A 13,084-nucleotide genomic window follows, 5' to 3' on the forward strand; every position below is an offset into this window, starting at 1 on the left:
TCCAGGCCGCTCCGCTTGTCCTAAACCCGTCTGTCGAGGTGGTAGAGTCATGTCACATTTCACGACGATCCAAACTCAAATTAAAGCGATCGAACCTCTAGTGAAAGCTCTCGCGGATCTCGGTTTCTACGCGATAGAAATTCATCAAATTCCTCAAGCACTTTACGGCTATCAAGGCGACCGACGCTCGCAAACTGCCGAAGTGATTGTCCGACGGCAATATATCGGTGCCAACAGCAACGATATCGGATTTAAGCGGCAGCCAGATAACACTTTTGAAGCGATTATTTCCGAATACGATCGCCAGCAATATTCGCAGCAATGGATCGACCAGTTAACCCAACGCTATGCCTACCACCAGTTAATGGCTGAAGCTCCAGCACAAGGGTTTAATATCGAATCGGAAGAAACCTTAGAAGATGGTACGATTCGCGTGGTGGTCGGACGCTGGGTGTGAGCTTACGGCGCGTTGGTTTCGGCTTCTACCGGGGTCGGTTGCGGCGATGTCGGTTTCGGTAAATCGCGATCGAACACCGAGGTCATGAAGACGGAAAAAATAGCGAGGATAAATAACAGGGCGATCGCGTCGCCAATGCCAAATCCTTCGTACTTGCGACGGCGACGATAAGCTAATTCACGATAATGGCGATCGTCGCGATCGTCGAGATAATGGCGATCGTCGCGATCGTCGAGATAATGGCGATCGTCGCGATCGTCGAGATAGTCGCGACGGGGGTTAAACTCGTCGTAACGATCCTCATCCCGATCGCGATTGAAACGGGAATGGCGATCGAGTCGGTCTGCTTCTTTTCTGCGCGTAATCATGATGGCACCTCATTAACATTGGGGGTCTCGTATCGATTCAATTCGAGGTTATAAAACACTCAGGGGTTAAAAAGGGCGAACTATAGCAGTTGTTCGAGCGTCCGTCAGGGGAGAGGCGATCGCCGGACAAGTTCGTGGGTTGGCGACGGAAACAACAGACAATTCTCAAATTGTCCCGAATCACTTTTCGGCGAACGCGCCTCCGATGCTAGGAAAAAGGCAACGGGGAGAAGACCGATCTGTCTGTTTTCCCAGATCCGGTTTCCCAGACCCGGAATCGCCTTTGACGGGAGTGCAACCCGAGGAACCGGATCGAACGGGAACACTCAGCATTAAGTCTTTGTGAAATCCTCGTCAGACGAACCCCAACAGGCGCCGGGCGATCCTAGAGGCCAAAATTCTAGAATCTAGAATCGAGTAAGCTTCTAGCGAGTGCGAAAAACCCTTAAAGCGTTTTCACTGCATGGGAAAACCCCGATCGCGCGATCGCCATGTCAACGAATCACAATGGGTTGCGAGTGCAATTTTCCAAACAACGCATGACCGTCATCGACGTGACTGAACCCCGACCTGCCGTGAGATCCCGCCTTGGACCGTGGAAAATCCCCCTGCGTCTCTTTCTCGTGGTTCCCTTTGTCGTTCAAATTTCCGTGGCGGTGGGGTTGACCGGATGGCTTTCGCTCAAAAATGGAGAACAAGCGGTCAATGATTTAGCCTCCCAACTGCGCGCCGAAATTGGCGCTCGCATCGACCAACAACTACAGAATTATTTGCAAGTTCCGCGTACCCTCGATCGCATCAACGCTGACGCGATCGAATTGGGACAAATTGACATTACCGATACCGCCAGTTTGACCCGTCAATTTTGGCGACAACGAGATCTATTTAAACCCGTCGTCGTTTCCGCCCTTTATTTCGGCGGGGCCGACGGTGAATTTATCGGTTTGGGATTTCAAAATGATAATACTTGGCAAGTCGGAAGAGCGGGAGCATATACCGAGGGAAAGTTCCACAGTTACGCCACCGACGATCGCGGGAATCCGACGGATTTACTCGAAGTGGGTAACGCTTACGACCCACGTGCTCGACCGTGGTATCGCAACGCTATTGAAGCGAAACAACCGACGTGGAGCGATATTTATGTCGATTTTAAAGATCCGCGCTTAAAAATCACTTTAGTCGAACCGATTTATCGCGACGATGGCAGTTTGCTGGGGGTTTTGGGGGTCGATTTTGTCCTGTCCCACATTCGTTCTTTTCTGCAAGGATTACAAATTGGCCAGTCGGGACAGACGTTTATTATGGAACGTTCCGGTTTGTTGGTGGCGTCGTCGGTGTCTCAAGATCCGTTTAATAAAGTCGGCGATCGCGTAGAACGAATTAAAGCTGAAGATGTGGAACATCCGCTAATTCGCAATACCGCACGCATGTTAGACGGATATTTTAATCAAAATTTAGATAAAATCACCCAAACTCGTCAATTACAGTTTCAATTGGACGGAGAAAAACACTTCGTTCAAGTGATGCCTTTTAGCGATGGAGAAAATTTAGATTGGTTAATTGTGATTGTGGTGCCAGAAGCGGATTTTATGGAACGCATTCACGTCAACACCCGCACCACGATTCAACTGTGCGCGATCGCCTTAATTGTCGCCAGTTTACTCGGGTGGATCGCGTCCCGTTGGATTACCCAACCAATTTTACGTTTGAGCGAGGCGAGTATGGAGATTGCCGAGGGGAATTTCAATCAGAAAATCCGGGTAAAATGGCCGAATGAATTAGTTTTATTGGCGAATTCATTCAATCGGATGAGCGTTCAGTTAAAGAGTTCTCACGACCAGCTAGCCGAGTATTCGCGATCGCTGGAACATAAAGTCCGAGAACGCACGCTCGAACTCCAACAAGAAAAAGAAAAATCCGAACAATTATTGTTAAATATTCTTCCAAAACCGATCGCCGAACGCTTGAAAAACGATCGAAGTGCGATCGCCGAACATTTCGACTGCGTGACGATTTTATTTGCGGACATTGTCGGATTTACGCAGTTGTCGGCGCGGTTAACTCCTTCGGAGTTAGTGGAAGTTCTCAATCAGATTTTCTCTGTCTTTGACGAGTTAAGCGAACGACATCAATTAGAAAAAATTAAAACGATTGGGGATGCGTATATGGTGGTCGGTGGTTTACCGTTAGGAACGGCAGATCCGACGGCGGCGATCGCGGATATGGCGTTAGAAATGCAACGATTTATTCGCAGTTTTCAAACGATTTACGGCGAATCTTTTCAAATTCGGATCGGGATTCATTGCGGTTCGGTGGTGGCGGGAGTGATTGGAACGAAAAAGTTTATTTATGACTTATGGGGAGATACGGTCAATGTGGCGTCGCGGATGGAGTCGCAAGGAAGTCCGGGACAGATTCAAGTGACGGAGGCGGTTTATTCCGTATTGCGCGATCGCTATCATTTTGAGAAACGGGGGGCGATCTCGGTGAAAGGAAAGGGAGACATGACCACGTATTGGTTAGTAGATGGGCGATCGCCTCCCGAAGATTATCAAATGTGAACTACCGCTATTGAATCAAAGATTACAATAGCGGCTTCCCTCTTCACTGGGGACTGCGCTAGATAGAACTGAAGTTCTACCACCTCGTCTTACATCCCCTCCAAGGGCAGTAGAGCGAGTTCCTAACTCTAATATCCGTAAGCCTTCATTTTTGAGATTAATGGCGGCATTGATATCCCTGTCATGATGGGTTTGGCGATGTTCGCAAGTCCAGCTTCTCGCATCAAGAGACAAGCTTTTGGTTTGATTGAGGCATACATGGCAGGTTTTAGAAGAAGGAAAAAATCGATCGACTTCTAGATACACTTTTCCTTCTGATTCAGCCTTGTACTTTAACATCGTACAAAACATCCCCCAACCGACATCACTAATCGCTTTGGCGAGTTGGTGATGGCGAACCATACCTATCCCCCCTTTAGTTCCCCCCTTAATAAGGGGGGAACTAAAGGGGGGATTCGACCACAATCACTTGGTTTTCGTTCACTATCTTACGGGATAGCTTGTGGAGAAAATCTTCACGACAGCGACTTATTTTGGCGTGAATCTTGGCAACTTTTACCCGCGATTTATTGCGGTTGTTGCTGCCTTTCCTTTTTCGAGCGTGTTTTTGCTGTTTTCTTTTTAGGTTTTGCGCGTGTTTATCAAAATGCTTGGGATTATTGTATTTTGACCCCTCACTGGTCATCGCAAAATCGGTCAGCCCTAAATCAATGCCAATTGCTTTTCCTTCAGTTGAGGGAAAGGGAGGTTCTTTTTTACCCTCTACCAAAACTGAAGCATAATATTTACCATCTGGATTTTTGGAGAGGGTTACAGTTTTGATTTTTCCCTCAAAACTTCGATGCTGACGACAACGCACTAACCCAACTTTAGGCAGTTTGATGTAATTTCCCTCAAACTTAACATTTTGAGGATAACTGATAGATTGCCTTCCCTGCTTGGATTTGAATCGGGGTAATTTTGCCCGTTTCTCAAAGAAGTTTCGATAAGCGGTTGATCAGTTCAACGCCACGACTTGCAAGCATTGGGAATAGACATCTTCTTTAAGCCAAGGGTATTCCTTTTTGAGGGTAGGTAATAATCCCTGAAGATAACCCCTCGATAGACCTTTTCCGGTCGCTCGATAAGTCTCTTGGCACAAATTTAACGCATAGTTCCAATACCAACGACAGCAACCAAAGCTCTTGGCTAAAGTCGCTTGTTGCTTGTGGGTTGGATAGATGCGGTATTTGTACGCCTTGAACATTATCGCCGATATAGTCAAATGATAAGATTATCACTGATTTGCCGAAGAGTCGCTTTCATCCCACGATTCACCTTCGGTAGAATCGGGGAATTCCCGCTCCCATTGTTAAAATTCGCTTTTCGAGTCGATCCTCAAATTGATTCGATCGGCAATTTCACCGATCGCCGCCCGATGTTGGGAAAGCCGGGATTTAGGGGCGATTGGAAGAGCGAATTAATTGGGTGGCGCGATCGGTATCGACGGGTTTGGAAAACCAATAACCTTGGCCCTGCTGGCATCCCAAGCTTTTGAGCTGCACCAGTTGTCCTGCGGTTTCGATGCCTTCGGCGATCGTGTTCATATCCAACGCATGAGCGAGACTGACGATCGCCTGGACGATTTCGAGGTCTTTCCCTTCACTGATCATCCGACTGACGAAGGAGCGATCGATCTTGAGGGTATCGATCGGAAATTGCGCCAAATGAGATAAAGACGAATACCCGGTGCCGAAATCGTCCAAACACAGGTGAATGCGCCGTTTTTTCAGTTCTAACAGGGTTTTAGTGGCGGCTTCGGTATCGCGCATGAGCACGCTTTCGGTGATTTCAAGTTTCAACGCTTCCGGATTCAACCCGGTTTCGCGCAGGGTGCGATCGATGTTTTCGACTAAATCGGGCTGTAAAAACTGTTTCCCCGATAAATTAACGCTGAGGCTTAGGTGTTCGCAGGCGTGCGGATAATCTCGCTGCCATCGGACGAGTTGCTGGCACGCTTCGTACAGAACCCATTCCCCGAGGGGAACGATCGTGCCATTTTCTTCGGCGAGGGGAATGAACTGAGCCGGAGAAATCAAGCCTTTTTGAGGGTGCTGCCAGCGCACGAGGGTCTCGAAGCCGACTAAATGACCGTCGATCAGGGAGACGATCGGCTGGTAGGTCAAGAAGAGGTCGGTTTTGCCTTCGGTTTCGAGGTCGTGGAGGGTGCGGCGTAGGTCGTTTTCGAGTTGCAACCGTTGCACGGCGCGATCGTGCATGGCTTTGTCGAAGACCGCATAACGGGCTTTTCCGGCAGCTTTGGCGGCGTACATGGCCAGATCGGCGTTGCGTAGCAGGTCTGCCGGGGCGTCGTAATCGGTGGTACTCAGGGCGATGCCGATGCTGGCGGTGACGAACACTTCGTGTCCGCTAAAGGTGAAGGGGGCGCTCAGTTGGGCGTGGATGCTTTCGGCGACGACGGTGGCTTCTTCCAAACTGTGGAGGTTGTCGAGCAGGATCGTGAAGTGGTCGCCGCCGAGTCGGGCGACGGTGAAGTTGGCCGATCGCCTGCGAGAGGAAGACTGGCGGTAGTTATATAGAGATTCGGCTACTGGGGGCGGCGGGTCGATCGCCTCGGCGAGAGAGGAGATTCCTTCGAGTTCGGCGAGTCCTTTTTGCAGGCGATAGGCGATCGCGACGAGCAACATGTCGCCGATCGCGTGACCCAAACTGTCGTTGACAATTTTAAAACGGTCGAGATCGATAAACAGTACGGCAAACAGGCGGTCGCTCCTGTCTTTGACCCGTTGGCTGGCGGCGTGCAACTGTTCCATAAACAGCGCCCGGTTGGGCAACCCGGTCAAGGCGTCGTAATAGGCTTGGTGGATTAATTTTTCTTCGGCGTTTTTGCGCTCGGTAATATCGATTTGAACGCCGATAAAATGGGTCAATCGACCGCGATCGTTTTTGACTGGAGACAGGCGCAGCTCGTTCCAAAAGGGGGTGCTATCTTTGCGATAGTTCTGCAAAATCACCGTGCAGTCTTCTCCGTTGCGAATCGCCGATCGCAAGCGATTTAAAACGGTGGTGTCGCGGTTTTTGCCTTGTAAAAAGCGGCAGTTTTTACCGAGAACTTCCGCCGACCGATATCCGGTAATTTCTTCAAAAGCCCGGTTGACGTAAACGACGGGGTTGTCTCCGGCGCAAGCGTCGGTAATCACGATGCCGTTATTGCTGGCGGCGATCGCCCGTTCGAGCAGTTTGAGCCATTCTTCTTGTTGGTGGCGGTCGGTCACGTCCCGGGCGTTGACGACAAAACCGCGAATGCTCGGATCGTCGAGGCGGTTGCTGCCGACGGATTCTAAATAAATCCACTCGCCGTTGCCGTGCAGAAAGCGACATTCGATTTCGACGAGAAAATCCGGTCGGGCGAGGGCGGTTAAAAATAATTCTTGAAAGCTGTGGCGATCGTCGGGATGGATATATTCAAAAACATTTTTACCGATTAATTGTTCCGGGGTATATCCTAAAATTTTCTCGCTCGACGGACTGGTGTAGGCGATCGCCCCTCGGTCGGTGAGGATGGCGATCGTGTCCGAGGAATACTGCACCAAGGATCGAAAGCGTTCTTCGCTGCGATACAAGGCATCGACGGCAGCTTTGCGTTCGGTAATGTCGAGGGCGATAAAACAAACGCCGATGACTCGGTCGTTCTCGTCAAAAACGGGATAGTAACTGACTTCAAACCAGTTATCCTCGGTTCCATTCCCGCGAATGTTGCGTTGGGTGGAGATGCAATGGCCCGCTAAGGCGGCGTGAAAGTCGCGGTTGAAGTCTTCTAAGTCTTCGGGGGCGACGTATTCGTAAATGGAGTCTCCCGGCTGAATGGTTTTTTGCCAAACGGCTTCGGTGGCGAGGCGGGCGGTTTTGTTAAAGACTTGAATGCGATAGTCGCAATCGATAAAGACGACGGCTTGCAGGGAAGAATTGAGGATGGCCCTGAAGTGGGCTTCCGATTGGGTCAGGGCGGCTTCGGTTTGTTTGCGATCGCTGATATCGACGACGGTTCCGGTCATGCGGAGGACTGCCCCGGCTTCGTCGCAGACGACATCCCCTTGAAAGGCGATCCAACGCACGCGACCGGAGGCGGGATCGAGCAGGCGGTGTTCGTTGTAGTAGTTCGTTTTGGCGGAGACGGCGCGCATGACGGCTTTGCGGACTGTGGCGCGATCGTCGGGATGGACGTATTGCCAGTAGGACTCCGGGCGATCGCCAAAACAGCCGGGGGGCAGTCCGAACATCCCCTCGACGCCGAGAGACCAGGTGACGCGGTTGCTGTGGCGTTCCCAGTCCCAAACCCCCATACGGGCGGCTTGCAGGGCTTGGCGCAGTCGCGTTTCGCTCTCTTGCAAGGCGAACAGGGCTTGCTGGCGAAACGCCTTCGGCGTCGCTTCGCTAACGGTGATATCGACGATATAGCCGCGATAGTGGAGGATTTCGCCGTGGCGATCGCGCACGACCACGGTAAAATCGCGAATCCAGCGACTTTCGCCGTTCGCACAACAAATCCGGTAATTTTGCTCGAAGCGGTCTTGTCCGGCGGCGAGGAACTGTTCGACTTCGGCGGCGACCCGGGGCAAGTCGTCGGGATGGACGATCTCGGCGTAGCACAAGCCTTCTTCGATAAAGGTTTGGGGATGGTAGCCGAATTGGGTAACGTTGGGTGAGACCGATGCTACGGGCCAGTTTTCTCGGGGTTGCCATTGGAATACGGTGACCGGGCCGCCGACGAACAGATCGCTTTCGGTTTGGGGGGCGATCGGGTCGCGGCTCCCTTGGTATATTGCCGCCGTGGGGGGCAATTCTCGCACTTTGCCAAATAAGCCGATCGGATCTCCGAAGGTGTTATACAAAGGGTGGGTTTCGTGGCGGTAGAGGCTGCCGTCGGCGGATTCGACCCAAGTTTCGGCTCGACCCGCGAGTCCTCGGGCGATCGCCCGGGAGATTTCCGGACGCTGGCGGTAGCGATCGAATGCCAATTCTGCCTCGATTTCGGCGCGATTTTCCTCGGCAGACGCGACTCGTTCGCCGCCGAGGATCCCGGGCGCGGATCCTTCAATTTGAAGGGGTCGTCCTCGCAGATCGAGGGTGTAGGTGAGGATCGATCCGCCTTCTACGGTGAGTTGCTGTTTGCGTCGTTCTAGTTGTAGGGCTTCTTCGAGCTGGCGCCGTTCGAGTTCGGCGGTGGCGCGAGCGGCGAAACAGCGTAAAATCGAGTCGGTTTCTTCATCGGCGGACCAGTGGCGATCGCCGATCAGTCCGACCAGTCCCAAGGCCCGACCGTCGCGACCTTCCAAGCGCACGCCGAAATACTGGCACGGGGGTTCGCCGTCGCTGTCGAAAGCGTCGGTAAAGCAAACGACTTCGGGGGGCAACCAACCGCTCCCCTGTCCGAGGTCTAGCACTTGCGCCCAGGGGGTTTGATTCAACCAATATTCCCCTTGGGGCAGGCACTCGCAGCCGGAACATTGGATTTGAATCGGTTGTTGGGGATTGCCGACCCAAATTCGGGCGGGGCGATCGTTCCCGCCGACCAGTTCGGCGACAAAGGCCGATCGCGCGCCGACGGCGAGGGCTAAATAACGCGCCAATTCGCCCAAGCAGGTCGTTCCCCCGTCGCCGAGGGGGCTGTCGAGCAGGACTTTGAGGGTATCTTTGGCTTGTTTGAAATGGGTAATATCGATAAAGGTTTTTAAGAAGAGGGCTTCGTCGGCGATCGGCTGTTGGCGCGCGTTCATCGACACCCAAATCGGACTTCCATCTATTTTTTTGGCCAACAGTGGCCAGTCACTAATTTCGCCTCGTTCGGAGACGGACTGAACCAGTTCGGCCCGTTGGTTCGGATTCCAATACAGTTGAAGGGTTTGGCAGCCGACCAGTTGGCCGTCCTCGTAACCGAATAGTTTTTCTAATCGCGGGTTGGCATAGACAATTACCCCGTCGCTAGGGCGCACGAGGGCCATCGCAATGGGTAAGTCTCGACCGATTTGTTGGTAAATGGACTGTCCCTCGAACATCTTTTCTCTAGGGTCGGGCAATTCCAGCCACGGCAAGGGTCTCGCCCGTGTTTGCAGGCTGCTTTCCGTTGTCTTCTGAGTGTATTTAGAACTTTGCTTTTCTAAATTGCGGTTAGTCGAGGCGCGATCCCTTTGATGTCCGACTAATCCCATTGGTTCTCCTTCAATTACCCATCTTATCCGGGTTAGATGCCACCCCGGAATCTCAGCTAAAACTCAACATTTTGTTACTATATTAGTATTTTTCTTGCTTTTTAAAAATTAATTTAATCAAACTTAAATAAAAGTATAAAACTGGGGGATCGCTGAAAAGCTTAAAAAAAACTTAAGAATTCAATCCTTTTCTGGATCGTCCCCTTGTTCTTAACTGGAGTCGAGCATTGGCAAAAGACGATCGCTTCGATCGCCGTTCAATTTCTCTTCAAAAAAAATATTTTTGGGTTCGATCGCGGCCATTCTCTCGAACTTCAAACAGGTTTAGAAAATTTTGAGAATTTTGATACTTTTACCCGTCCCCACCGCCCGATCCGGGAACGGGGCGATCGTCGGGACCGACCCCCCGCATCGGAGATCGCCCGACCTCGCCCCAGATTTGTCAAATAACTTTTACATTTGTAAATAAATTTGTAAATAATATTTACAAAATTCAGCTAAAATAAAAACGATTGCAATCGAGCCGGGGAGCGCGCGTTGGATGGGGATTGGCCAAATCGCCGCGATCGCGACCCATAAGGAGCCAACACCTCCAGATCGCCGATCGCACCGCCACCGTCGCACTCGCCTCACTCGCTACGGAAGCAAGTGCGCCACCAACCTCTACCACCCACGAGAAACCCCCCAACAGAGGCCATCCACTCCAAATGTCAAAGTTTCTACGGAATCCACTCCGCTCGCTAAACTAAGATTTGCCCATGCCATTTGAGGAGACACCTGTCATGCTCGAAGCGTATCGCCAACACGTCGAACAACGCTCTGCATTGGGGATTCCCCCCTTACCCCTAGATGCCCAACAAACCTCCGAACTGTGCGAATTGCTCAAAAATCCGCCTTCCGGAGAAGAAGATACCCTACTGTACCTCTTACGAGAGCGCGTCCCGCCCGGGGTAGACCAAGCCGCTTACGTCAAAGCCTCCTTCCTCACCGCAGTAGCGAAAGGTGAGGTCAACTGTCCCCTCATTTCCGAGATCGAGGCGATCGAAATCCTCGGCACCATGCTCGGCGGCTATAACGTCCACGCCCTGATCGAACTGCTACAGTCCGACAACGGCGACAAAGCCCAAACCGCCGCCGACGCCCTCAAAAAAACCCTGCTCGTCTTCGACGCCATGCACGACGTGCTGGAATTGGCGGAAACCAACAGCTACGCCCGACAAGTCGTCGATTCTTGGGCCGCCGCCGAATGGTTCACCTCCCGTCCCACCCTTCCCGAAGCGATTACGGTGACCGTGTTCAAAGTGCCCGGGGAAACCAACACCGACGACCTCTCCCCCGCCAGTCACGCCACCACGCGCCCGGACATTCCCCTGCACGCCCTCTCGATGCTCGAATCGCGCCTCGAAGGGGCTTTAGAAACCATTGCCGAGTTGAAACAAAAAGGCCATCCCGTCGCCTACGTCGGCGACGTGGTCGGGACGGGTTCCTCGCGCAAATCCGCGATTAACTCCGTTTTGTGGAACCTCGGCCAAGATATTGCCCACGTGCCGAACAAACGGGGGGGCGGTTATATTTTAGGCGGGGCGATCGCGCCGATCTTCTTCAACACCGCCGAAGACTCCGGCGCCTTACCCATCGAGTGCGACGTCACCGCCTTAAAAACCGGGATGGTCGTCACCCTCCACCCTTATAAAGGCGAAATCACCGACGAAAGCGGCGCAGTCATCTCCCGCTTCTCCCTCAAACCCAACACCATCATCGACGAAGTTCGCGCCGGAGGACGCATCCCCCTGATTATCGGGCGCAGCCTCACCGACAAAGTCCGTAAAGCCCTCGGGGAACCGCTCAGCGACATCTTCACCCGTCCCGAACTTCCCGAAGAAAACAACAAAGGATTTACCCTGGCTCAGAAAATGGTCGGGAAAGCCTGCGGACTTCCTGGCGTGCGCCCCGGAACTGCCTGCGAACCCCTGATGACCACCGTCGGCAGTCAGGACACCACCGGACCGATGACCCGGGACGAACTCAAAGAACTCGCCTGTCTCGGCTTCTCCGCCGACCTGGTGATGCAGAGTTTCTGTCATACCGCCGCCTATCCCAAACCCGTGGATGTCGAAACTCACAAAGAACTCCCCGACTTCTTCTCCACCCGTGGCGGCGTCGCCTTGCGTCCCGGCGACGGCATCATTCACTCGTGGATGAACCGGATGTTACTCCCCGACACCGTCGGTACCGGGGGCGACTCCCACACCCGTTTTCCCTTGGGGATTTCCTTCCCCGCCGGGTCGGGATTAGTCGCGTTCGCCGCCGCCTTGGGGGTAATGCCCTTAGACATGCCCGAATCCGTACTCGTCCGCTTTAGCGGCAGCTTGCAACCCGGGGTCACCTTGCGCGATATCGTCAACGCGATTCCTTACGTGGCGATTCAGCAAGGCTTGCTGACCGTGGCGAAGGAAAATAAAAAGAATATCTTCTCCGGGCGGATTATGGAGATGGAAGGGTTGCCCGACCTCAAAGTGGAGCAGGCGTTCGAGTTGACCGACGCCACCGCCGAACGCTCCTGCGCGGGGTGTACGGTGAAGTTAGGGGAAGCAACCGTCGCCGAGTATTTGCGGTCTAATGTCGCCCTGTTGAAGAATATGGTCGCACGGGGCTATCAAGACGCGCGCACGATTATGCGCCGGGTGGCGAAGATGGAGCAGTGGTTGGCGAAGCCGGAACTGATGGATGCCGATAAAGATGCGGAATATGCGGCGGTCCTCGACGTCAATCTCGACGAGATTAAAGAGCCGATTGTGGCGGCGCCCAACGATCCGGACAATGTAAAATTGATGTCCGAATGTGCGGGAGACCGGATCGACGAGGTGTTTATCGGGTCTTGCATGACCAATATCGGTCACTACCGTGCGGCGGCGAAAGTGTTGGAAAATGCGGGTCCGGTGAAAGTGCGCCTGTGGATTTGCCCGCCGACGCGCATGGATGAGGAACAGTTACGCAAAGAAGGGGTTTACGGCACCTTTGCGGCGGCTGGCGCCCGCACGGAAATGCCGGGATGCAGTTTATGTATGGGCAACCAAGCCCGGGTTGAGGACAACGCGACGGTGTTCTCGACTTCGACGCGCAATTTTAATAACCGGATGGGTAAAGGCGCGCGGGTTTATCTCGGTTCGGCGGAATTGGCGGCGGTTTGTGCTTTGCTGGGTCGGATTCCGACGGTTGAGGAATATCTCGATATTGTTTCGGAGAAAATCGATCCGTTTGCGGGGGATTTGTACCGCTATTTGAATTTCGACCAAATCGAAGGATTTGAAGATGAGGGTCGAGTGGTTCCGTTGGAGGAGATGCCGAAGATCGAGGATATTTTAGGGATTCCTGCGGTCACTCAATCGTAATTCGATCGGGCTTCGAGTGGTTTGTCCGAAGAGTAGAACGATTTTGAGTTAATTTCAGGATCGATCTTAGGGTTCGGACAAGGCGATGAAATCCTCA

At 52.7% G+C, this 13,084-nt stretch carries 7 protein-coding genes and 1 pseudogene; 5 read left to right on the plus strand and 3 right to left on the minus strand.

The features are described 5' to 3' along the window. Positions 1-49: 49 nt before the first annotated feature. A complete protein-coding gene (locus tag HCG48_RS03005; protein WP_168567833.1) occupies positions 50-457 on the plus strand; it encodes a DUF1257 domain-containing protein in 408 nt (135 codons plus the stop codon). A 2-nt stretch (positions 458-459) separates the two neighbouring features. Here HCG48_RS03005 and HCG48_RS03010 read toward each other — a convergent pair whose 3' ends face one another. After that, complete coding sequence (locus HCG48_RS03010; protein ID WP_168567834.1) at positions 460-825, minus strand: hypothetical protein; 366 nt, start codon at positions 823-825, stop codon at positions 460-462. A gap of 491 nt (positions 826-1,316) precedes the next feature. Here HCG48_RS03010 and HCG48_RS03015 point away from each other — a divergent pair, with 491 nt between their 5' ends. After that, complete coding sequence (locus tag HCG48_RS03015) at positions 1,317-3,386, plus strand: adenylate/guanylate cyclase domain-containing protein (protein ID WP_246259870.1); 2,070 nt, start codon at positions 1,317-1,319, stop codon at positions 3,384-3,386. A 15-nt stretch (positions 3,387-3,401) separates the two neighbouring features. On the opposite strand, the pseudogene HCG48_RS03020 reads toward HCG48_RS03015, so the two are convergent. After that, positions 3,402-4,632: pseudogene (locus tag HCG48_RS03020) on the minus strand (RNA-guided endonuclease InsQ/TnpB family protein). A 190-nt stretch (positions 4,633-4,822) separates the two neighbouring features. Next, positions 4,823-9,595, minus strand: a complete 4,773-nt coding sequence (locus HCG48_RS03025) for a PAS domain S-box protein (protein WP_168567835.1) — start codon at positions 9,593-9,595, stop codon at positions 4,823-4,825. Between the two features lie 204 nt (positions 9,596-9,799). Here HCG48_RS03025 and HCG48_RS03030 point away from each other — a divergent pair, with 204 nt between their 5' ends. From HCG48_RS03030 to acnB, 3 genes are all read left to right on the plus strand, one after another. Further along, on the plus strand, positions 9,800-10,045 hold the full coding sequence (locus tag HCG48_RS03030; protein ID WP_168567836.1) for a hypothetical protein: 246 nt from the start codon (positions 9,800-9,802) through the stop codon (positions 10,043-10,045). A 91-nt stretch (positions 10,046-10,136) separates the two neighbouring features. After that, complete coding sequence (locus tag HCG48_RS03035) at positions 10,137-10,364, plus strand: hypothetical protein (RefSeq protein ID WP_168567837.1); 228 nt, start codon at positions 10,137-10,139, stop codon at positions 10,362-10,364. Positions 10,365-10,377: 13 nt separating this feature from the next. Continuing rightward, positions 10,378-12,987 (plus strand): bifunctional aconitate hydratase 2/2-methylisocitrate dehydratase, encoded by a 2,610-nt coding sequence (gene acnB / locus HCG48_RS03040; RefSeq protein WP_168567838.1) that lies wholly within the window; start codon positions 10,378-10,380, stop codon positions 12,985-12,987. Positions 12,988-13,084: the final 97 nt, after the last annotated feature.

Origin of the sequence: Oxynema aestuarii AP17, assembly GCF_012295525.1 — a bacterium.
Taxonomy (GTDB): domain Bacteria; phylum Cyanobacteriota; class Cyanobacteriia; order Cyanobacteriales; family Laspinemataceae; genus Oxynema; species Oxynema aestuarii.

Coding starts and splice junctions, on each gene's coding strand:
- HCG48_RS03005 (WP_168567833.1), top strand. CDS start 50: ATGTCACATTTCACGACGATCCAAACTCAAATTAAAGCGATCGAACCT.
- HCG48_RS03010 (WP_168567834.1), bottom strand. CDS start 825: ATGATTACGCGCAGAAAAGAAGCAGACCGACTCGATCGCCATTCCCGT.
- HCG48_RS03015 (WP_246259870.1), top strand. CDS start 1,317: ATGTCAACGAATCACAATGGGTTGCGAGTGCAATTTTCCAAACAACGC.
- HCG48_RS03025 (WP_168567835.1), bottom strand. CDS start 9,595: ATGGGATTAGTCGGACATCAAAGGGATCGCGCCTCGACTAACCGCAAT.
- HCG48_RS03035 (WP_168567837.1), top strand. CDS start 10,137: ATGGGGATTGGCCAAATCGCCGCGATCGCGACCCATAAGGAGCCAACA.
- acnB (WP_168567838.1), top strand. CDS start 10,378: ATGCTCGAAGCGTATCGCCAACACGTCGAACAACGCTCTGCATTGGGG.